This window comes from Dellaglioa sp. CoH-56-MRSF-12, from assembly GCF_056782075.1.
Window position 1 is genome coordinate 23,068 of record NZ_JBXAYD010000006.1, and the last position, 22,423, is coordinate 45,490.

Consider the following 22,423-nt stretch of genomic DNA (forward strand, 5'->3'; position numbering starts at 1 on the left):
TTTGTCATTTTAATATAGAACTCGTAAATGCCTATTTAACAACAAATAAGAGGGATAAAAACAATGGAAATGGCCTTTTGTAACATTTGTGTAATCATACTGAAATTAAAAGATGTAAATTAAATTCGAATGTAAACTAACCGTAATGGTATGTACCTAAGAACCGTGCTATTCTATTCTAGTCGAGAAAAACGAATACGCTAAAATTAAATAATAATTATGAAATCAACTAGGAGAGTGCCTTTTGAAAATTAATAGTAAAATTGCTAAAGTAATGATGATGACAGCTACACTTATTGGAATGAGCGCAGTTGCAGAACAAGCTAACGCTTCAGATAGTGTAACTGAACTAACAAGCACGATTGCTAAATTAAATAGCAAGAGCACTAAAGTTGCTGCAAAATTAGCAACAATTAATAGTGAAATTACTTCAACTCAAGCTGAAGTTAAGGATGCTAAAGATACAGCTGCAAAACTTGAATCAGATCAATACAAATTAGGTAAGAAGATCAGCAGATTAAATGTTGAAATTTCACAAAGAGATTCACAATTAGCTGATCAAACACGTGCTTTACAAGTTGATGGAAGTACAGCAAGCATGGTTGAATTTGTTTCAGATTCAAAAAGTGTTGTTGATGCCTTCAAACGTGTGGGAACAGTTACAACATTAGTTGGTGCTGGTCAAAAAGCTGCTAAACAACAAAAAGCTGATAAAGCAGAAGTTAAATCTTCTAAAGTTGAATTAGATGAAAAGGCTGCAGATCAACAAAAAACAGTTAAAGAATATACAAACAAACAAGCTGAACTAGCGGTTAAACAAGCAAACGCAAATACATTAAAAGCACAAATTGATACAAAAAAATCAGATACACAATCATCTATCGATAAAGCAAAAGCAGCAGAAAAAGCTGCTGAAAAAGCAGCAGCAGAAACTAAAGCAGCAAATGAAAAGAACGATGCAGCAGCAGCAGATGCAGCTGCATCAAAAGCAACTGAAGCTGCAAGTACAGATACTTCAAGTAATAAAGCAGTAAAAAGCTCAAATACTTCAGCTTCAAGTGAAAAAGCTGTCACAACTTCAACTACAAATAGTTCAAGTAAAAAAGCAGCAACAAGTGCTGTGAGTGCTTCAAGTCTTGATACAAGTAGTATTACTGCTCTAGCAAGATCATTAACAACAAAGAGCATCCCATATGTATGGGGCGGAAAATCATTGAGCGGTTTTGATTGTTCAGGATTTACTAGTTATGTTTATGCTCATGCTGCTGGAAAATCTATTGGTGGCTACACTGTTGCTCAAGAAGGACAAGTTAGCTATGAATCAGTTTCTCAAGCACAACCTGGAGACTTACTTTTCTGGGGATCAAAAGGATCATCATACCATGTTGCTATCTACTTAGGTGGAAGTCAATTTGCTGAAGCTCCAACTGAAGGACAAAATGTTAAAATTAGCACAATGAGTGCTTACTGGAAACCAGATTTTGCTGGTCGAGTAAAATAAATAATTAAAAGACTTAAGACAACAATGTTGTTTTAAGTCTTTTTTGTTATAATGAGTATTAATGAAGAGTGAAGAAGGTTTTAATAATGGTTGAATTAGTCATGGTAAGACATGGTGAGAGTCTAGCAAATCAAAATAATGAATACACCGGTTGGACAGATGTTCCATTAACGGCTAAGGGCATCGCTGAAGCTAGAGTTGCAGGAACAGTTATTCTTAATACAAATATTCAATTTTCACAGGTTCATACATCTGTCTTAAAACGAGCTATTAAAACGAGTAATATTATGATGGAAGAAATGAATCAACTTTGGATTCCAATACAGAAAAATTGGCGTCTTAATGAACGACATTATGGTGCCTTGCGCGGTTTAAATAAAGATGAAACCAAACGTATCTACGGTATTAAACAAGTAGCCCAATGGCGCCGTAGTTATACGACTATCCCACCTAGTTTATCTGTACCTGATAATGATAGACGGTACAAGCAACGTGTTAAAAGTAGCTTACCAACATCAGAAAGCTTAGAAATGGCATTTAAACGGATTTTACCTTACTGGCAAGATGTCATTGCCCCAGAGTTAAGACAAGGTAATAACCAGTTGATTGTCGCACATGGCAGTACACTTAGGGTATTGATAAAATATTTAGAAAATATTTCAGATGCAGATATTGATGGCGTTGAGGTTCCGAATGGTGTCCCTATTTGGTATACATTAAATGATGATTTAACAATTAAAAGCAAAAAAATTTTAACACAAAAAAAGTAACAACAATTCAATATTGTTGTTACTTTTTTAATTATGCTAATGCACCCATTGGATCCCAAGGAGCAAGGACTTTAGGTTCTTCTTTTAGAATAGCTTGTAATTTTTCTGGTAAGAATTTTTTGTTAACGACAACTTGATAACAATATTCTTCCATCCAGTCATCACTCATAACGAAGAAGCCTTTATTACCAACTTTTTCGCCCCATGAGTTTTCAACTTTCCATTTGGTTGCTTGATCATTAACCAAATCAACACCTGTTAGAACCATAGCATGAGTCATTAGACTCTCACCGTAATCAAGGCGTTCAGCTTTTGATAAAGCTAGATCAATATTGAACAATTCATCTTTATGATAAAGTTCAGTATCCATAATACCAATTTGGCGTTCAGACGATTGACCAACATCACAACCGAACCAGACGCTCTCGCCAGATTGTAATTGTTTGATGGCAACATCTCTAAAATCAGCCATGTTAATGTTTAAATGGCGAATAGGACGCCCATCAACAACATTTCCAAGACGATCAACTGTGTACATATTATTGTAAGGTTTATCATCTGTTGGACCATTAATGATTGAGACGTATTCATCTAAGTCCCAACCGATAAATTTTTCATAGAATGTTTTTGGTGTTAAATTTTTATCAATATGATATTCATTATCAGAATCACGATATTCAAAGTCAAATGTTGCAGGAGGTTCACCAAAACTGTATGCTAATAAACGATAAATTTCAGTAAGTTTAGCTTCTTTGACGACTTCAATTTCTTTTGAACTTGTTCCGGCAGCAACGAGTTCACGTAAATCAACAGCATCTTTTCTTAATTTTAAGTTTAAAGTTGAATTGATTTCGCTTGATTTAGAACTATTATATGTTTCAGGCATCACAGATTGAGGAACAACACCATATTTTTCAATAATTGCAACGATCATATCCCATTGGCCGCCATCTTGTTGTGGAGTTGTCATTAACCATGAAACGGTACGGTCACTAGTTGGTTTATCAGCTGTTTCAAGAACATTTTGATAAAAGTAATTTGCTTTTTCAAGTTTATCCCAGAAGTAAGTGAAATTTTGTGACAATTCAAAATCTTTGGCAACTTTAAAATTTGTTTTCATGTCATGACGCATTGTATTTAATGCGGCGAACATCCAACAACGACCTGATTGCTTTTGGTTAGAAACATTACCAACATCCAGATCAATTGAGAAAACAGGTTCCATTTTAGCTTGGGCTTTTAAATCGTAACTATTTGCTAAAATACCATTTTTTGTAACGGCACGTTCAATAACTTCATGGCTTTCACGTGCATGTAAATTTTTTTGGAATTTTGCGAGTTGTTCTGAACTAATTGATTGTGTCAAAAAAATCACACTCCTATATAAGATTTAAGTACTGTGGCTATTATAATATATCTCGTTAGATTAGTAAACAATGTTAAAAAGAAAAGAAAATTCTCATTTTTAAATAAAATCAATTTGCGTATTTAAAAAGAGCCAATAAAAATTAGCTCTTCTTTAGAATTATTTAATTGTAAAGGTGTCAGAACGTGCGTGTAAAACTTCAGGACCATCTTGACGTCCAACGATAACCGTATTTACACAATCTAAAAATAGACCTTGTTCTACAACACCAACTTGTTTAGCTAAATAATCTTGTATGCTAGCAGGATCGTTTATTTCACCTAAATATAAATCGATGACAAAATTTTTAGAGTCAGTTAAAACATTTTCATTATCAACAGTTCTAAATTTGGGATTAAATCCTTTAGCTTCTAATTTTTTGAATAATTGATGACTACCGTAAGGGATAACTTCAACGGGAAGAGGGAATTTACCCAACGTATGAACCATTTTACTTTCATCAACAATCCACATATTTTGATTTGAATTAATAGCAACAATTTTTTCAAATAAATGAGCAGCACCGCCACCTTTAATACCTTGGAAATGGTCATCAATTTCATCTGCACCATCAATTGTTAAATCAATGTGGTCAACTTCATCAACTGATTTAACTGGAATACCAAGTGATTTTGCTTGTTCTTCAGTTCTAATTGATGTTGAAACACCGATAATTGATAAGTTTTCATTTTTAACACGTTGACCTAATGCATCTACCATAAATTTAACGGTTGAGCCTGTACCAAGTCCAACAACCATACCGTCTTTAATAAACTCGACAGCTTTTTGTCCAACTAATTTTTTTAAATTGTCTTGATTCATGTGTGTCACTCTCCTATTTTTTATTTAGGTGTATAAATTAATTCTAAAAGTTCTGGATGTTCACTAAAATAAAACTTTGTATAAGGGCATAATGGTAAAATAGTTTGCTGATTTAGAATAACTTGTTTAATTAAGTAATCAGTTGTACTTTTTGCAAGCCCTTGATGACGCTGATTGTCAGCTACCCAAGTATGTTCAATGACCATTGTCTGATTAGCATTAATCATGGTAAAACTAATTCGACTAATTAACTCGTCATTAACGTTGTACACGCGTAAATCGGTTTCATTTAGTTGGAAATCCATTTGAACACCTTCCCTTTGAATGTAATTATACCATTAAAAAATGCCCAAAAACTAGCCATTTATGTCATAAATGAGGTAAGATAAAAAGTAAACAGATTACGGGGATAAACAAATGAAAACAAGAGGATTTGAAATTGTTACTAAATATGCAGGGAAAATTGACTTACCCGTTCGATCAACAACAACTTCGGCAGGATATGACTTAGCTGCAGCTGAAGATTTTACATTACCTTCAATCTGGAAAAGTGGATTTTTAAAGGTTTTATGGCTAATTAGGCATCGTGAATCGGTGGCTGAAGAAGAGCTCATTCAAGCAAATAAAATTTTGAAACCTTATTTAATTCCCACAGGAATTAAAGCGTATATGCTAGATAATGAATTTTTATTATTAGCAAATCGTTCAAGTAGCCCCTTAAAACGTGGACTGATTTTACCAAATGGAATTGGTGTTATTGATTCTGATTACTATAATAACGAAAAAAATGAAGGTGAAATTTTCATACAAATTGTTAATTTTAGTTTAAAAGATCAAATGGTAAAAAAAGGAGATCGGATAGGCCAAGGGATTTTTATGCCCTATTTAACTGTTGATAATGAAAAGGTGACCGCTACAAAACGTATTGGCGGATTTGGTTCATCAGGTAAATAGTTATTATAGAATGATTAAGAATTTCAATTGAAATTACAGGTTGTCGTTTATGTGATAAAATATTAACAATAGAATTTATAATGAAAGGGTGGGGAGTTTGTATGGCAAAAGTAAAAACGCAATTTGTATGTCAAAACTGTGGATACACCTCACCAAAGTATTTGGGTCGTTGCCCTAACTGTAACGAATGGAACACGATGGTAGAAGAGCGTGAACAATCACAAAAAGCAGATCGTAAAGCTCGTGTCAGTTTTACTGGAGCTTCTGTTAAACCAGAACTATTAGATGATATCTCAATGGCAGAACAAGAACGTGTTGAAACTGAGTTAGGTGAATTAAATCGTGTTCTTGGTGGTGGTGTTGTACCCGGGTCATTAGTTTTAATTGGTGGTGATCCAGGCATTGGTAAATCAACATTACTTTTACAAGTTTCTGGTCAACTAAGCCAAACTGGCGGAACTGTCTTATATGTTTCTGGTGAAGAAAGTGCTGTTCAGATTAAAATGCGTGCACAGCGCCTCGGTGTTGGAGGTCAGAAATTTTATCTTTACCCTGAAACAGATATGGGTAATATTCGTCAAAATATTGAGACATTAAATCCTGATTACGTAGTCATTGACTCAATTCAAACAATGCAAGAACCAGAAATGTCTGCTGCAGTTGGCAGTGTTTCTCAAATTCGAGAAGTAACTGCTGAATTATTACAAATTGCTAAAACGAATGGTATTACGATTTTTATTGTTGGACATGTAACAAAAGGTGGTGCAATTGCTGGTCCCAAAATTTTGGAACATATGGTTGATACAGTCCTTTATTTTGAAGGAGATATGCATCACACGTTCCGTATTTTACGCGCTGTTAAAAACCGATTTGGTTCAACAAATGAAATTGGAATTTTTGATATGCGTGAAGGTGGGTTATTTGAAGTTGCAAACCCATCAGAAATTTTCTTAGAAGAACGTTTGGCTGGCGCAACAGGTTCTGCTATTGTTGTATCTATGGAAGGAACACGACCTATTTTGGTTGAAGTTCAAGCATTAATCACACCAACAGTTTACGGAACGGCGAAGCGTACAACTACAGGGCTTGATCACAATCGTGTGTCATTAATAATGGCCGTTCTTGAAAAACGTGCAAGTTTATTATTACAGAACCAGGATGCTTATCTTAAGGCGGCTGGTGGCGTAAAATTAGATGAACCAGCTATTGATTTAGCGATTGCTGTTAGTATTGCGTCAAGTTATCGAGATAAAGAAACAGACCCTGCAGACAGTTTTGTAGGTGAAATTGGATTGACTGGTGAAATTCGACGTGTTAATCGGATTGAACAACGGGTTGCTGAAGCACAAAAGCTTGGATTTAAACGAATTTTTATTCCTAAAAATAATTTATCAGGATGGACACCACCTAAAGGAATTACAGTTGTTGGTGTTGCTACACTAAGCGAAGCACTAAAAGTAGTGTTTAGTTAGAAAGGAGGAGTTGTCAATGCGTAGAAATATTATTAAAGGTGTTGTTGCACTAGTCGGCGGTGGAATTGGTGTTAGTTTGCTACCACTTTTTTGGAAATTAGTGAGTATTGCGGAGATTGGTATATTAAATAATAGTGTTGTTAATTTTTTAATAGGTGTCGGTTTAGCTCTTATTCTATCTTTATTTATCATAACGCCACTAGAAAAATTACTGGCAAATATTGAAAATTATTTAACTAATCAAAGCCCAATGATGCTACTAACAGCGAGTGTTTCAACTATTGTTGGTATGGTTATTGCAATTTTAATCTCAACACCATTCTATCGATCAGAAATATGGCTATTGAACACAATTGTACCCGTTTTGTTACTATTTTTACTTGGATACTTGGGTTTTGTTATAGGAACTAATCGTTTGGAGGATTGGCGTAAATTATTTGCATCAAAAAATAAGAAAAGTGATGTCGTTGAAAGTAGTTTACTAGACCGTAATGTCAATGATAATTATCATGAATATAAAATATTAGATACAAATATCTTAATTGATGGCCGGATTTATGATTTGATTAAAACTGGCTTTATTGAAGGAACATTATTAGTTCCTAATTTTGTTTTATATGAACTCCAATATATTGCAGATTCAGCTGATAGTATCAAACGTGTTCGGGGTCGTAGAGGATTAGATATTTTAAATAAACTTCAAGATGAAAAAATCATGCCGATTGAAATGTATGAAGGTGATTTTGAAGAAATTGAAGAAGTAGATAGTAAGTTAATTAAATTAGCTAAAACGATTGATGGGGTTATTGTCACAAATGATTTTAATTTAAACAAAGTTAGCGAATTTCAAAATGTCCAGATTTTGAATGTAAATGCACTAGCTAAATCATTGAAACCTCGGGTTATTCCTGGAGAACAATTACATGTTATGGTAATAAAAAATGGTTCTGAGCGTCAACAAGGTGTTGCTTATTTGGATGATGGAACAATGGTTGTCGTGGAAGAAGGAAAGTATTTCCTAAACAAATCAATTGACGTTGTCGTTACAAGTGCACTTCAAACGGATGCTGGAAGAATGATTTTTGCAAAACCATTACATTCAATGAAAAAAATAAACGATAAGAAATAAAGTCAATACTAAGATTATTGGCTTTATTTTTTATCCGATTCATTGTAAACTAGATTAGTTGAATAAAGCCTTAAATAAACGGTTTATATCGTAGTAACTAAATACAGAAAAAAGAAAGAGGCGTTATCATGGCTAAAAATAAAATTCGTGTCAGATATGCACCAAGTCCAACTGGACATTTACACATTGGAAATGCTCGTACCGCTCTATTTAATTACTTATTTGCGAGAAGTCAAAAGGGTACTTTTGTTATCCGTATTGAAGATACTGATACAAAGAGAAATATTGCTGATGGTGAACGCAGCCAACTAGATAACTTAAAATGGTTAGGCATGGATTGGGATGAAGGTCCTGACAAACCAGGAGAATTTGGTCCTTATCGTCAATCAGAACGTAAAGATATCTATTTACCATTAATCCAAGAATTAGTGGATAAAAATTTAGCTTACGAGTCATATAAAACAGAAGATGAACTCGAAGCAGACCGTGATGCTCAAAAAGCACGTAATGAAATGCCACATTATGAATACGAATATGCAGGTATGTCTGATGATGAGATTACTGCTAAAATTGCAGAGTCAAAAGCTGCCGGTTTAACACCTGTTATTCGTTTCCGTGTTCCAGCAAACAAAAAATACGAATTTAAAGATATTGTTAAAGGTGAAATTACCTTTGATTCCAATACTATTGGTGGCGATTTTGTTATTCAAAAACGTGATGGTATGCCAACATATAACTTTGCTGTTGTTGTTGATGATCACTTGATGGAAATTACGCATGTTCTTCGTGGGGATGACCATATTGCCAATACGCCTAAGCAATTGATGATTTATGAAGCATTTGGCTGGGATGCACCTATCTTTGGACATATGACATTAATTATCAATACAGAAACAGGAAAAAAATTAAGTAAACGTGATGAAAATGTTCTCCAATTCATTGAACAATATCGTGAATTAGGCTACTTGCCAGAAGCTATGGTAAACTTCATTACCTTATTAGGCTGGTCACCAGTTGGCGAAAGTGAAATTTTCTCTCGCCAAGAATTGATTAAAATGTTTGATCCTAAACGTTTAAGCAAGTCACCAGCTTCATTTGATGGTAAAAAATTAGAATGGATTAATAATCAATATATTAAAACAGCTGATGAAGATAAAGTAATGGATTTGGCTTTACGTCAATTAATTCAAGATGGTAAAATTGAAGCTGATCCAAGTGCAGAAAGAATTGAATGGGCTCGTAAATTAATTAGCCTTTATAAGCAACAAATGTCATATACAGGTCAAATTACTGAAATGGCAGAAGTATTTTTAAGCGAACCACCTGTTCTTGATGATGAAGCAAAGGCAGAGTTAGCTGTTGAAACAGCACCAACAGTTTTAAAAGAATTTGCTGAACGCATTAAAACGATTGATATTTTTGATGCTGTTGCTATCCAAGCAACAATTAAATCAATTCAAAAAGATACAAAAATTAAAGGTCGTCAATTATATATGCCAATCCGTATTGCAACAACGCGTGAAATGCATGGACCAGAACTACCAGCATCAATCGAATTGCTTGGTCGTGAAAAAGCATTAGCTCATTTGAACAAAACGTTAGAAGAAATGAATACAAAATAATTTTTGATAAGAGAGAGTAACAACTTATTGGCGTTTTTTAGAAAGTTTTCGGTGATGTGAGAAAACAAACGTTAGTTGTGAAGTGCCTCTTTAAAATGCTATGATGAACAAAGTAATTATAGTCGTGTAATGAACGTTAACTCATTGTTGGATGTAGGTTCACTACATCTTAAGGAGTGGAACAACGTTGAAGACGTCTTTTATAAGTATATAAAAGACGTCTTTTTTTAACAAAAAGATTAAATGGCGGGTGATAAAATGATTTCAATTTATAATACATTAACGAATCAAAAAGAGGTTTTTAAACCACTTGTGTCTGGGAAAGTTAGTATGTACGTTTGCGGGCCAACCGTTTATAACTATATTCATATTGGAAATGCGCGAAGTGCTATTGCGTTTGATACAATTCGTCGATATTTTGAATATCGTCATTTTAAAGTTAACTATGTATCTAATTTTACAGATGTTGATGATAAAATGATCAAAGCTGCTAAAGAAGACCATATAACAGTTCAACAATTAGCCGATAAGTTTATTGCTGCTTTCATGGAAGATACCAAGGCATTGGCGATTGAACCAGCAACTAAAAATCCAAAGGCGACAGAAAATATTGATGATATCATTCAATTTATATTAAATTTAATTGATAAAGGTTATGCTTATGTATCTGATGGGGATGTTTATTTTAGAACGCGTAAATCTCCAGATTATGGTAAATTATCTGATCAAAATATCAACGAATTAGAACAAGGTGCCAGTCAGCATGTTGATACTGAAGAAACGGCTCGAAAAGAAGATGAAATTGATTTTGCACTTTGGAAATCAGTCAAAAATGATGATCTTTCTTGGAACTCTCCATTTGGTAAGGGCCGTCCGGGTTGGCACATTGAGTGTTCTGTAATGGCAACAAAATACCTAGGTCCAACGATTGATATTCATGGTGGTGGACAGGATTTAATGTTTCCACATCATGAAAATGAAATCGCTCAAAGTGAAGCTGAAACGGGTCAAAAATTTGCTAACTATTGGATGCATAATGGATTTGTAACAATTGGTGAAAATGATGAAAAAATGAGTAAATCACTAGGTAATTTTGTTACGGTGCATGATATGATTAAAGAAGTCAATCCACAAGTTATCCGTTTCTTTATGGCAACAACGCATTACCGCCGTCCAATTCAGTATAGCCAAGCGAATATTGATGAAGCGACTAATAATTTAAATAAATTGAAAACAGCATTTGATAACTTAACTTATCGATTGAACGATGCTATTTCAGGAGAAAATAAATTAATAGAAAATCAAATTAATGAGAGCTTATCCAATTTTGAAACTGCTATGGATGATGATTTTAATTCACAAAATGGTATTGCAGTTATCTATGATTTAGCTAAGAAAATGAATGTCTATTCTGAAAACAAACAAGTGGAACGAGATTCAATTAATCACTTGTTAGAAATTTTTAAAGAAATGACATCAGTTTTTGGATTAGCTTTTGGACAAGTAGCTGATGCTCTAGATATCAGAGTTGAAAAATTAATTGCACAAAGAATAGAAGCTAAGAAACAAAAAGATTTTCAAAAAAGCGATGAAATTCGAGATCAACTTGCAGCAGAAGGAATTATTTTGGAAGACACACCACAAGGAACTAGATGGAGAAAAGACTAATGGAAAATAATGCAGATTATCAACAAATGAATGGGATTGCGTTAGCTTATATGGGCGATGGTATTTATGAAGTATTTGTTCGTAAACACTTACTTGTACAAGGACTTACAAGACCAACTCAATTACACCATCAAGCAACACATTATGTATCAGCCAAAGCACAAGCTTTCTTGATAGATAAAATGACAGAAAATAATATTTTAACTGAAGAAGAAATAGACTACTTTAAACGTGGACGTAATGCTAAAAGTCATACTTCAGCTAAAAATACATCAGTAATAACGTATCGTATTTCAACTGGATTTGAAGCATTGTTTGGCTACTTATTTTTGAGTAATCAAAACGATAGATTGGCCGAATTGGCAAAATGGTGTATTAACACCGTTGAAAAGGAGAACTTAAATGGGACAACCAAGAAGTAGTGAAGAGGCTGGCGATTTTATTATTGGTCGTCACCCTGTAGAAGCAGCGTTAAAAAGTAATCAATCAATTAACAAATTATTTTTACAAACTGGATTAAAATCAGATGTTTTAAGTGGTATTGAACAGTTAGCTAAGAAAAAAGGTATTATCACACAACTAGTTCCTAAAAGTAAATTAGATTTATTATCAGATCAACAAAATCACCAAGGCGTTATTGTAGCAGTTGCCGCATTTGAATATGCAACTATTGAAGATCTTTTCAAAAGTGCAGCTGATAAAGATGAACCACCATTTTTCCTTATTTTAGATAATGTTGAAGATCCACATAACTTAGGATCAATTATGAGAACAGCCGATGCTGCGGGTGTACATGGAATTATTATTCCAAAACGTCGCGCAGTCGGTTTAACGTCAACAGTTGCTAAGACGTCAACAGGTGCAATTGAATATATGCCAGTTGCTCGCGTAACTAATTTGGTAAATACTGTAAATGAATTGAAAAAGGCCGGATTATGGGTCTTCGGAACAGATATGGATGGACAAGATTATCGTGAATGGGATGCTAAAGGACCCACAGCCCTCGTAATTGGTAACGAAGGTAAAGGTATTTCACCGTTATTGAAAAAAGCTTGTGATGGTATGTTGACTATTCCAATGGTTGGACACGTTCAAAGTTTAAACGCCAGTGTCGCAGCCAGTTTACTTATTTATCAAGGATTTACTTCTAGGGGTAAATAATAATGAAAAAGCAAATTTTGGTTGTAGATGCCTATAATATGATTGGTAATTGGCCAGAATTAAATCGATTGAAACAATCAGAGCGACTTGATGAAGCACGTGACTTGCTACTGCACAAATTATCAAATTATCATAAACAGATTGACTCTCGGTTAATCGTTGTCTTTGATGCAATGTATGTTCCAGGACTATCAAAGAGTTATACAAAATATGGATTAGAGATTATTTGGACAGCAGAGGGTCAGACGGCTGATAGTTATATTGAAGCAATGATAGGTGAGTTACAGACTAAACTCACACAGGTAACTGTTGCAACGAGTGATCAAGCAGAACAGTGGACTATTTTCTCACAAGGTGCATTAAGAATTCCTGCATGGGAGTTATACAAAGACATTAATGAATCTAAAAAAGAAGTTGCTCAACAAGCCAAAAAATATCAAACGGAGGCATCGGTTCGTCGTTCACCATGGGACTCAGAACAATTAGATAGTCTGGCTGAATTGCGTGATCACCTATCACATGACTAAGCAACTGTTGTAATCAGTCATTATGTTTGGTATATTGAAAAATGGAGACCCGGATATGGAGAGTCTACTTGTTAGATGAAACTTACCGGAGTACTGAAAACGAAACAGATTTTCAATTGATTTGCCAAATTAAATTAGGTGCAGAACATAAATTTGAACCGTTATTTGAACGATATCGTCCAATGGTTTATTCGATGATTCGTAAATACTATCTAAAATTATGGGATACTGAAGATTTTTTACAAGAGGCTAGAGCTGTTTGTTTTAAAGCATTAAAAAATTACCAACCGAACAAAGGAATTACGTTTGGACAGTATTTTAAAACCAGTCTATCGAATTGTATTTTTAGTTTAATTCGCAAACAATCAGCGACTAAAAGGCTGTCTGATGCGAACTCGCATTCTTTGGAACGATATGAAGAAACTTATGGTGAATGTGAACGGCCTTCGTTTTATTGTGAGATATTGGCAGATGACAGAATTATCCTTCAAGAAAAATTGGATGATTTTGAATTGAAATTGTCAGAGTTAGAAAGAAGTACTTTTGTTTTACTTTATTATCAAATGAAAAAGCCAGAAGAAATTGCGCTTATTTTAGAGTGCGATATGAAAAAGGTATTAGGATCTATCTCAAGGTGTAAGAGTAAGCTTGGGTTATTTTTTAAAGAAAATCGATAATTAGGAAAGAAAGAAAAGAGGGTGGTTCCTTTTTTCTTTCTTTTAATGTAAAATGAGTGTATTCTTTAAAAATGTTAGTCGAAGTTAGCGTTAGTTAACTTTACATTAAGGAGAAAAAGTCATGGCACAAAGAAAAGTAGCATTGGCTTGTATCGTTTGTGGCTCACGAAATTATATTGTAGCTGCAAAACCGAGCAGAACCGAACGCTTAGAAGTAAATAAATTTTGTAAATATTGTAATAAACATACGTTACATCGTGAAACAAAATAGGGGGATAGTTATGAGAAAAATTAATGCATTTCTTAAAAGTGTTATCGTAGAAATTAAAGCAACAACTTGGCCAACAGGTAAGGAACTACGTCGTGATACAACAACTGTTGTTGTAACTGCAATTATGTTTGCGATTTTCTTCTGGATTGTTGATTCAGGTGCTTCTGCATTCTTAACCCTATTTTCATAGAAGAATAGCTATTTAACTGATGTTTTGATATAATGACACAAGTGAGAAAACTTCGTTGATGCGGAGTTTTTTTTGTTTGAGAAAAATGAAGCTGATAATTTAAGGAGAGATATATATAATGGAATCAATCGAAAAAAGTTGGTATGTCTTACATACTTACTCTGGTTACGAAAATAAAGTTAAAACAAATATTGAATCACGTGCACAATCAATGGGTATGGAAGATTTTATTTTCCGTGTAGTTGTTCCTGAAGAAGAAGAACGTGAAGTTAAAAATGGTAAAGAAAAAACAGATATGAAGAAAACATTCCCTGGATATGTTTTAGTTGAGATGGGTATGTCAGATGAATCATGGTATGTTGTTCGTAATACACCAGGCGTAACTGGGTTCGTTGGTTCTCATGGGGCCGGAAGTAAACCAGCACCACTATTACCTGAAGAAGTAGAATTGATTCTTCGTCGTTTGGGTATGAGTGCTCGTCATCAAGAATTGGACATTGAAATTGGTGAATCTGTCACAATTATTGAAGGTGCATTTGCTAACCTTATCGGTAAAGTAACGGAAATTGATAATGAAAAATTAAAACTTAAAGTTGATATTGATATGTTTGGTCGTGAAACAAGTACAGAATTGAACTTTGATCAAGTAGATAAATTATTAGGCTAGGGTGATAACTCACAAAAGTAGAAGGTGATTTAATGACTAAGGGACTTTTGAAGATAGGCTTGTTAGGTCTAGGAGCAGGCACAAGTTTTTTCATTGGGAATAAATTTAGACGATTAGGGCATGTTTCAATTGATGCCTCTGATCCAATTGTACCTAGCGACAAGATGACCCCAACACTATTTGTTCACGGTTATAGTGGTAATCGACTTTCTTTTGGCCCAATGATTGCCCGTTTTGAACGAGCAGGCTATGGTCGTAAAGATATGGTTATCATAGTTGATGATAATGGTAGTTTACATGTTGAAGGTCAATTAAGATCTGCGCAACCATTCATTCAAGTTTTATTTAAAAATAATATAGCTCCTGTTGAAAAACAAAGCTTATGGTTACATTATATTATGCAATTTTTATATGGCGCTTATGCCATTGAAAAGGTCGATTTTGTTGGGCATTCAATGGGTAGTGTCAGTATATTACGCTATATGACAGAATACAGAGATATGACTGATGTCCCAATGGTGGCACATGCCATTTCAATTGGTGCACCATACAATGATCATAATGTAGCACAAAATACGCCTATCATTGAAGATTTATTTTTAACTGATAAAGGTCCAGTGGAAACGACTTCACTCTACCAGTATTTTGAAAAGGCAATGCAGCATCTACCGGAGAATTTACAATTTTTAAATATTGCTGGCGATTTGAAAAATGGCAATGATGGCGCTGTTTCCATTAATAGTGTTTTATCACTTCGCTATTTAGTTGAAAATCAGCTTAATTATCAGGAACTTATTGTGAGCGGTCGAAGAGCAGCACACAGATTATTACATGAAAATAAACGAGTTGATGAATCAATTTACACATTTTTATGGAAAAAGCATAAATAAGATTGCGTGGAACCCATCTGGGTGTTATATTATATTAGTATGTTCTGCATACAGTGGGAGGAGAAATTTATATCTCCATTTACCACGCACGGATTTTACAAGGAGGTATGTCACGTGGCTAAAACAGTAGCAAACGTCGTTAAATTACAAATTCCAGCAGGGAAAGCAACTCCTGCTCCACCGGTTGGTCCTGCATTAGGACAAGCTGGTATTAATATCATGGGCTTTACAAAGGAATTCAATGCACGTACAGCTGACCAAGCTGGTATGTTAATTCCCGTTGTAATTAGTGTTTACGAAGATCGTTCATTCGATTTCGTTACAAAAACACCACCCGCAGCAGTTCTTTTAAAGAAAGCTGCAGGCGTTGAAAGTGGTTCTGGCGAACCTAACACTAAAAAAGTTGCAACAGTAACTAGTGCTCAAGTTCAACAAATCGCTGAAACTAAAATGCAAGATCTAAACGCTTCAGGTGTTGAATCTGCAATGCGCATGATCGAAGGAACTGCACGAAGCATGGGATTCGTTGTAGAAGGTTAATTCCTAACTACAAACACGCTTCTCGGTCGGATACTCTATGAAAATAGATGTATCAAGTGGGAGGTTTATCCGTTAGACCACATATTGCAAGGAGGAAAATTCAAGATGGCTAAAAAAGGTAAAAATTATCAAGACGCTTTAAAACAAGTTGAAGAAGGTAAAAACTATTCAATTACTGATGCAATCGCATTAGCTAAGAAAATGGACTTTGCTAAGTTTGACGCTACAATTGAACTTGCTTACAACTTAAACTTAGATACAAAACAAGCAGACCAACAATTACGTGGGGCTGTTGTACTTCCAAATGGTACTGGTAAAGACCAAACTGTTGTTGTATTCGCTAAAGGCGATAAAGCTAAAGCTGCACTTGCAGCCGGCGCTGACGTTGTTGGTGATGATGACTTGGTTGAACGTATTTCTGGTGGCTGGTTAGATTTTGATGTTGCTATTGCAACACCAGATATGATGGCCCAAGTTGGACGTTTAGGCCGTGTCTTAGGACCTAAAGGTTTAATGCCTAATCCTAAAACAGGTACTGTTACAATGGACGTTGAAAAAGCAGTTTCAGAATCTAAAGCCGGCAAGGTAACTTACCGTACTGATAGAGATGGAAATGTTCATGTTCCAATTGGTAAAGTATCATTTGATGATGCAGCATTAATTGGTAACTTTGATGTTATCAACGATGTTATTGTTAAAGCTCGCCCATCATCAGTTAAGGGTGGCTATATCAAACATTTATCTGTTGCTACAACATTTGGTCCAAGCTTAAACTTGGCTCAAAACTAATATTAGATAATTAAATTTCTTTAGTTGACCCATATATCTAACTGTGTTAAATTTATGGAAGTCAATTAATTTATGATTCTACCGAAGACTCAGGTGGCGCAAGCCTTAATTTACCTGCCGAGGAGTGAAGTATTACTCTCTCTGTGTCTTGGTGGACACGGAGTTTTTTTATTGTAAAAAAGCTCTGACACGACTACAGGAGGTGAATCAATTATGAGTAAAGAATTTATCGCACAAAAAGCATTAATTGTGGATGAAGTAACTGAAAAATTCAATAACGCTGCATCTGCAGTTGTTGTGGATTACCGTGGTTTAACGGTTGAACAAGTGACTGCATTACGTAAGGAATTACGCGAAGCAGGCGTTGAAATGAAAGTTATCAAAAACAAGATTTTAGTACGTGCTGCTGAAAAAGCAGGGTATGAAGGTATGGAAGAAGTATTTTCTGGACCTACTGCAGTCGCATTTTCTAGCGAAGATGTTGTTGCACCTGCACGTATTATGGCTAATTTTGCTAAGACTGCTGAAGCACTTAGCATTAAAGGTGGTGTCATTGAAGGTAAAGTTGCAACGTTAGAAGAAATTAACGCTCTTGCTACATTACCTAGTCGTGATGGCTTACTTTCAATGTTACTTTCAGTATTACAAGCACCTGTTCGCAACGTTGCTTATGCAATTAACGCTGTTGCAGAAAGTAAAGACGAAGAACCTGCTGCTTAATACTTAGCATCTATGATCGGTACCTAAAGGTACACACAAAATCGTACACATAAAATGGAGGATACACACATGTCATTAGATACAGAAAAAATCATTGCTGATTTAAAAGAAGCAAGCATTTTAGATTTAAACGACTTAGTTAAAGCAATCGAAGAAGAATTCGGTGTTTCAGCTGCTGCTCCTGTAGCTGCTGCTGGCGCTGGTGCTGGCGAAGCTGCTGCTGAAAAATCAGAATTTACTGTTGAATTAACAGAAGCTGGCGACCAAAAAGTTAAAGCTATCAAAGCCGTTCGCGAAATTACAGGTTTAGGCCTTAAAGACGCTAAAGGTTTAGTTGATAACATTCCATCAGTTATCAAAGAAGGTATTTCTAAAGACGAAGCTGAAGCAATGAAAGCTTCTTTAGAAGAAGTTGGCGCAGTAGTTACTCTCAAATAATAATATTTTTATTTTTGAATAATTTTAAGCACGATGATTTCCAATTTATTGGAAATCATCGTGCTATTTTTTTGCAAAATGTTTGGTTATGTTAATAAATCGTGGTAAGGTATTTAAATAAACATATATCTGAAAAAATATTGAATAAAATGGACAAAATGTAGAGGGGGTAAGCTATAAACGAACATAATTAGAAGCGTCTATTTAAAGGATAGCGATAACTATTCCAATATTAGCGTTTGAAATCTCTTTAAAATTAGAAATTCGTCGAATTATTAATTAATGTTAAACTTTTTCTATATACATCATTAGTTATTTATTAATGTCCACAGTTTGGCATGATCACCAGCGCTTATTTAAAATTAGTTAGTATGTAGATAAAAGAGTTAATTTAGAAATAGTAACTAGATCGAAGCAAATTATTTTTATGGTGATGTTAGTTATTTTATACCAAATTTTACATAGACTACATTAATTTTATTAACGATATAGACTTTATTGTGAAATGAAGGTTACGTAGAACAAAAGAAAAAATAGTATTATATATTCCGGGGGGAGTATAAGTAACAAAAAATAAATCGGGGGATTCAAAAAATGAAAAAAATAATTAGTACGTGTAATGAATTTATTAAAAAAAGATTAACAGCAATTAAGCTTTTATTTGTTTTATCAGTTTTAATTTTTGTTATTATCCAAGTTGGACAAATATTTAAGGATATAAATGGTGAACAAGTTCAGCAAAGTTTTGAATCACAGTCAGTAAAATCCATTATATTAATGTTGGTAATTGGATTTATTGCTGTCCTTCCGATGATGATTTATGATTTTGTCATGGTTAAATTTTTACCAGAAAAGTATTCTTGGCGATACATTCTTCAAAGCGGTTGGATAACGAATACAATGACTAACATAGCAGGATTTGGTGGCCTACTAGGTGCATCACTTAGAGCTAATTTTTATAGTAAAAATGCGTCTAAAAAACAGGTGCTATTTGCTATATCAAAAATAGCATTATTTTTAGTTGCGGGTCTATCACTATATTGTTGGGTTTCTTTATTCATGATTTTTGGATTAAATATTGGACCACAATTCGGACAGTATTGGGTCTGGTTGTTATTAGGTGGCCTATATTTTCCAATTGTTTTTATTATTACAAAGACAAGAGATTCAGAATTTTTTGCAGATTTAACATTAGGTCGTGAACTAACGTTAATACTTGGCTCTTCCTTAGAATGGGGATCTGCTGGTTTATTTTTCATTTATATCGGATTTATGATGAATGTTGATACATCTAATTTAGTTGCTGTCTTCCCGTTATTTATTATCGCATCAATTATCGGTGTTATTTCAATGATTCCGGGTGGGTTAGGTTCTTTTGATGTCTTTATGATTTTAGGGTTACAAACATTAGGTGTACAGGATAGCACAGCTGTTATCTGGTTATTGTTTTATCGATTATTTTATTATATATTCCCATTCTTAGTGGGGGTATTATTATTCGTTAAAGATTCAGGACATCGTCTTAATGAGTACTTAAATGGACTACCAGTTATCTTACTCAGTAGAGTAGCACATTTTATACTTGTGTTATTTTTCTATATGACAGGTATCATCTTATTACTTGCTTCAACGGTTCCAGAATTTACATTTACTAATCCAATTATTAATTACTTATATCCTTATACCTTTTATTTCATTCATCAAATGAGTAATATTATACTTGCATTCTTAATGATTGGGATTGGTCGAGGTATTGAATCTAAAGTTAAACGTGTCTATTGGCCAATGATTATCTTTGTTGTCGTGGGTATTGCTAATACATTGTGGCATGATTTCTCAGTAACAATACTTATTTTCTTAACTATCATTCTCATTTGTGCACTATTATCTAAACCAATATTTTATCGTGAAAGATTTGAATATTCATGGGGCCGTTTATTAATTGATGGAAGTATATTTGCTGGAACATTCATTTTATACACAATCGTAGGATTCTATAACATGCCAGAATTCCACTTTAAGGGTAAAGTTCCAGATGTATTCTTATTTCCTTCAGAAAAGATATGGCTATCAGGATTCCTAGGTTTACTTTCTGCAGTTGTGGTGTTATGGATTGCATTTACGTACTTATCTGGTAAGGATAAACGATTTGGTAAGCAAGATTTTCCAGCAGATCGTGTTAAAAATGTAATTGATACTTATGGTGGTAATGAAGTCAGTCATCTTTCATTTTTAAAGGATAAAAATGTTTATTTCTATCAAAATGATGGACAGGACGAAGTATTTTTCCTTTATCAAAAAAAATCGAATAAATTAGTGGTTATGGGTGAACCTGTTGGTAATCATGAGTTTATTCGTGAAGCAATTAATCAATTTATTGTTGACGCAGATATTGAAGGATTAGAATTAGTTTTTTATGAAGTTGATGCGAAGTTAACAATGATGTTACATGAAGTTGGATTTGATTTCATTAAAACGGGTGAAGAAGGTTTTGTTAGAGTAGCTGAATTTGAATTGGCTGGTAAAAAAAGACGTTCTGAACGTGCTTTAATGAATAAATTTGAACGAGAAAACTATACATTTGCAATGATCGAGCCCCCTTATTCAAAGGAAACTATTCAAGAATTGAAAAAAATATCTGATAGTTGGCTGAATGGACAAGCTGAAAAAGGATTTTCTTTAGGATTTTTCGATGAATATTATCTTAATCAAGCGCCTATTGCTATTATTAATGATTCTGAGGGACATAAGGTTGCCTTTGCGACAATGATGCCAACCGGAAATAATAGGGTCTTATCGATTGATTTGATGAGATATAGTAGAGAAGAAGCGCCATCTGGTATTATGGATAAAATCTTTATTAGCCTTTTTCAACAAGCAAAAGAAGGCGGCTATGAATTATTCGATATGGGTATGGCACCATTGTCGAATGTAGGTGAATCTAAATTTAGTTTTGCGGAAGAAAAAATAGCTCATTTAATTTATGAATATGGGTATCATTTTTATGGTTTCCAGGGACTAAAGAAGTATAAAAATAAATATGTAACTAAATGGCAGCCAAAATATATTTCATTTAGGAAACGTAGTTCGATTGCCTTTACGTTATTACAGATTTTAGCAGTTGTAAATCAAAAAAAATCAGTAGATAAAAAGGATAGAATGCCTAGCCCTATAATGAAGTTTTTAATAAAGAATATTAGATAATATAGTATATTAAAAGGGTAGAGATATATATTATTTGAGACACCAAGACATAATTCCGGTAAAATATCGGAATTATGTCTTTTAATTTGCAAGAAATACGTTTGTTATGAAGCAAAAGAAACTCTAAATGTAGTGAACAAATAGTTAATTTAACGTACTTTTAGTCTGGAAACTGCGTATGATGATTGCTTTCTTACTCGATTATTTAGATATAAAAATGCCTCACAATTACTAGACTTATGTCTAATAATTGTGAGGCATTTCATTAATTAGTATTATCTTTTTTTAAACATATTTTTGATAGAGATTAATAAAAATGGCATATAGAGTAACCATAAATTTAAACGTTGCCACAAACCACGATAAGGAATTTTAAATTGTGAATCTGGCATAATTCTTGGATAAACAAATAAAAATTGAATTCCTAGTGAAATAATAAAGGCAACTAATAAAAGGGTTGTAATTAGTTTTTTACCTTGCTTTTGATAGAGTTTTAATAAAAAAAACATACTAATCAAAAGAGCGGTGTCGCCAATGCCTGACGAATAATTGTGGATCATACCCGTAATGCTTTGTGTATTTGATGTGAGTGCACGATCGAAAATTCCTGTTAAAAGACAATCGGTCATACTAAAAATAATTAACATAGCGGTAAACCAGCTGGCTAATTTTTTTGACGTACCTTTAAAATATTCATAGAAAGCTGGTGCTGAAAGTAAGAAAAGAAGTCCATTTATAACTTCCCAAACTTTAAATGCCATATGAGTTGGAACGCCAACTTCCCCAAAATCACTAATTAAATTAGTGAATTGCAAATAACCAGGTACAAATGGTGCTAATGCTAAAGGCAAAATCCACTCACTTATAACGGCAAGTGCCATTAAATAAAAACCATATTTCTTTAAAAAATTCATTATAGATCCCCAATTCTAATTATTTATATGATAATTTTATTATAACTTATTTAAGTAATAGTTGTTTACGAAAAGGCTAATTAAAAATGACA

The 22,423-nt window shown here is 33.8% G+C and carries 24 protein-coding genes and 1 other annotated feature; of the genes, 20 read left to right on the forward strand and 4 right to left on the reverse strand.

The annotated features are described in order from the left end of the window. The first annotated feature begins 244 nt into the window (after window positions 1-244). Window positions 245-1,501 (forward strand): C40 family peptidase, encoded by a 1,257-nt coding sequence (locus tag AC1RPY_RS06660; RefSeq protein ID WP_481761883.1) that lies wholly within the window; start codon window positions 245-247, stop codon window positions 1,499-1,501. Window positions 1,502-1,587: 86 nt separating this feature from the next. Then, window positions 1,588-2,271 carry a 2,3-bisphosphoglycerate-dependent phosphoglycerate mutase gene (locus AC1RPY_RS06665; protein ID WP_481761884.1) on the forward strand — a complete coding sequence of 228 codons (684 nt, stop codon included), beginning with the start codon at window positions 1,588-1,590 and terminating at the stop codon, window positions 2,269-2,271. A 31-nt stretch (window positions 2,272-2,302) separates the two neighbouring features. Here AC1RPY_RS06665 and AC1RPY_RS06670 read toward each other — a convergent pair whose 3' ends face one another. The 3 genes from AC1RPY_RS06670 to AC1RPY_RS06680 form a co-directional block, all read right to left on the reverse strand. Further along, entirely contained in the window at window positions 2,303-3,637 is a 1,335-nt protein-coding gene (locus AC1RPY_RS06670; protein ID WP_481761885.1) for a C1 family peptidase, read from the reverse strand. Between the two features lie 159 nt (window positions 3,638-3,796). Then, window positions 3,797-4,498: a ribose-5-phosphate isomerase RpiA gene (rpiA, locus tag AC1RPY_RS06675; RefSeq protein WP_481761886.1), complete on the reverse strand. Its 702-nt coding sequence runs from the start codon at window positions 4,496-4,498 to the stop codon at window positions 3,797-3,799. 20 nt (window positions 4,499-4,518) lie between these two features. Next, on the reverse strand, window positions 4,519-4,803 hold the full coding sequence (locus tag AC1RPY_RS06680) for a GNAT family N-acetyltransferase (RefSeq protein WP_481761887.1): 285 nt from the start codon (window positions 4,801-4,803) through the stop codon (window positions 4,519-4,521). 112 nt (window positions 4,804-4,915) lie between these two features. Here AC1RPY_RS06680 and AC1RPY_RS06685 point away from each other — a divergent pair, with 112 nt between their 5' ends. The 18 genes from AC1RPY_RS06685 (at window position 4,916) to mprF (ending at window position 21,417) form a co-directional block, all read left to right on the forward strand. After that, on the forward strand, window positions 4,916-5,452 hold the full coding sequence (locus tag AC1RPY_RS06685) for a dCTP deaminase/dUTPase family protein (protein ID WP_481761888.1): 537 nt from the start codon (window positions 4,916-4,918) through the stop codon (window positions 5,450-5,452). A 101-nt stretch (window positions 5,453-5,553) separates the two neighbouring features. Then, complete coding sequence (gene radA, locus AC1RPY_RS06690; protein WP_409021546.1) at window positions 5,554-6,924, forward strand: DNA repair protein RadA; 1,371 nt, start codon at window positions 5,554-5,556, stop codon at window positions 6,922-6,924. A gap of 16 nt (window positions 6,925-6,940) precedes the next feature. Continuing rightward, complete coding sequence (locus tag AC1RPY_RS06695; RefSeq protein WP_481761889.1) at window positions 6,941-8,053, forward strand: PIN/TRAM domain-containing protein; 1,113 nt, start codon at window positions 6,941-6,943, stop codon at window positions 8,051-8,053. Window positions 8,054-8,181: 128 nt separating this feature from the next. Further along, the gene (gene gltX / locus AC1RPY_RS06700; protein WP_481761890.1) at window positions 8,182-9,675 is read left to right on the forward strand and encodes a glutamate--tRNA ligase; all 1,494 of its coding nucleotides are present in this window, start codon (window positions 8,182-8,184) and stop codon (window positions 9,673-9,675) included. Between the two features lie 258 nt (window positions 9,676-9,933). Beyond that, the gene (cysS, locus tag AC1RPY_RS06705) at window positions 9,934-11,343 is read left to right on the forward strand and encodes a cysteine--tRNA ligase (RefSeq protein ID WP_481761915.1); all 1,410 of its coding nucleotides are present in this window, start codon (window positions 9,934-9,936) and stop codon (window positions 11,341-11,343) included. After that, complete coding sequence (locus AC1RPY_RS06710) at window positions 11,343-11,765, forward strand: Mini-ribonuclease 3 (RefSeq protein WP_409021543.1); 423 nt, start codon at window positions 11,343-11,345, stop codon at window positions 11,763-11,765. The genes cysS and AC1RPY_RS06710 overlap by 1 nt, the downstream gene beginning before the upstream one ends. Continuing rightward, window positions 11,746-12,504 carry a 23S rRNA (guanosine(2251)-2'-O)-methyltransferase RlmB gene (gene rlmB / locus AC1RPY_RS06715; RefSeq protein WP_481761891.1) on the forward strand — a complete coding sequence of 253 codons (759 nt, stop codon included), beginning with the start codon at window positions 11,746-11,748 and terminating at the stop codon, window positions 12,502-12,504. Before AC1RPY_RS06710 ends, rlmB begins: the two co-directional genes overlap by 20 nt. A 2-nt stretch (window positions 12,505-12,506) precedes the next feature. Next, window positions 12,507-13,031: an NYN domain-containing protein gene (locus AC1RPY_RS06720; RefSeq protein WP_481761892.1), complete on the forward strand. Its 525-nt coding sequence runs from the start codon at window positions 12,507-12,509 to the stop codon at window positions 13,029-13,031. 68 nt (window positions 13,032-13,099) lie between these two features. Further along, complete coding sequence (locus AC1RPY_RS06725) at window positions 13,100-13,708, forward strand: RNA polymerase sigma factor (RefSeq protein WP_481761893.1); 609 nt, start codon at window positions 13,100-13,102, stop codon at window positions 13,706-13,708. Between the two features lie 121 nt (window positions 13,709-13,829). After that, window positions 13,830-13,979 (forward strand): 50S ribosomal protein L33, encoded by a 150-nt coding sequence (gene rpmG, locus AC1RPY_RS06730; protein WP_057974231.1) that lies wholly within the window; start codon window positions 13,830-13,832, stop codon window positions 13,977-13,979. 10 nt (window positions 13,980-13,989) lie between these two features. Continuing rightward, entirely contained in the window at window positions 13,990-14,169 is a 180-nt protein-coding gene (secE, locus tag AC1RPY_RS06735) for a preprotein translocase subunit SecE (RefSeq protein ID WP_057974232.1), read from the forward strand. A gap of 115 nt (window positions 14,170-14,284) precedes the next feature. Next, entirely contained in the window at window positions 14,285-14,836 is a 552-nt protein-coding gene (gene nusG, locus AC1RPY_RS06740; RefSeq protein WP_409022813.1) for a transcription termination/antitermination protein NusG, read from the forward strand. Window positions 14,837-14,868: 32 nt separating this feature from the next. Beyond that, complete coding sequence (locus tag AC1RPY_RS06745; protein WP_481761894.1) at window positions 14,869-15,726, forward strand: alpha/beta hydrolase; 858 nt, start codon at window positions 14,869-14,871, stop codon at window positions 15,724-15,726. A gap of 114 nt (window positions 15,727-15,840) precedes the next feature. After that, the gene (gene rplK, locus AC1RPY_RS06750; protein WP_409021537.1) at window positions 15,841-16,266 is read left to right on the forward strand and encodes a 50S ribosomal protein L11; all 426 of its coding nucleotides are present in this window, start codon (window positions 15,841-15,843) and stop codon (window positions 16,264-16,266) included. Between the two features lie 105 nt (window positions 16,267-16,371). Next, window positions 16,372-17,055, forward strand: a complete 684-nt coding sequence (gene rplA, locus AC1RPY_RS06755) for a 50S ribosomal protein L1 (protein WP_409021536.1) — start codon at window positions 16,372-16,374, stop codon at window positions 17,053-17,055. A 63-nt stretch (window positions 17,056-17,118) separates the two neighbouring features. Then, window positions 17,119-17,234: a sequence feature (ribosomal protein L10 leader region), on the forward strand. 34 nt (window positions 17,235-17,268) lie between these two features. Next, window positions 17,269-17,775 (forward strand): 50S ribosomal protein L10, encoded by a 507-nt coding sequence (gene rplJ / locus AC1RPY_RS06760; protein WP_481761895.1) that lies wholly within the window; start codon window positions 17,269-17,271, stop codon window positions 17,773-17,775. 69 nt (window positions 17,776-17,844) lie between these two features. Continuing rightward, window positions 17,845-18,213 (forward strand): 50S ribosomal protein L7/L12, encoded by a 369-nt coding sequence (gene rplL, locus AC1RPY_RS06765; RefSeq protein WP_409021534.1) that lies wholly within the window; start codon window positions 17,845-17,847, stop codon window positions 18,211-18,213. A gap of 594 nt (window positions 18,214-18,807) precedes the next feature. Beyond that, on the forward strand, window positions 18,808-21,417 hold the full coding sequence (gene mprF / locus AC1RPY_RS06770) for a bifunctional lysylphosphatidylglycerol flippase/synthetase MprF (RefSeq protein WP_481761896.1): 2,610 nt from the start codon (window positions 18,808-18,810) through the stop codon (window positions 21,415-21,417). Window positions 21,418-21,692: 275 nt separating this feature from the next. Here mprF and AC1RPY_RS06775 read toward each other — a convergent pair whose 3' ends face one another. Next, window positions 21,693-22,331: a DUF998 domain-containing protein gene (locus AC1RPY_RS06775; RefSeq protein WP_481761897.1), complete on the reverse strand. Its 639-nt coding sequence runs from the start codon at window positions 22,329-22,331 to the stop codon at window positions 21,693-21,695. Between the last annotated feature and the right edge of the window lie 92 nt (window positions 22,332-22,423).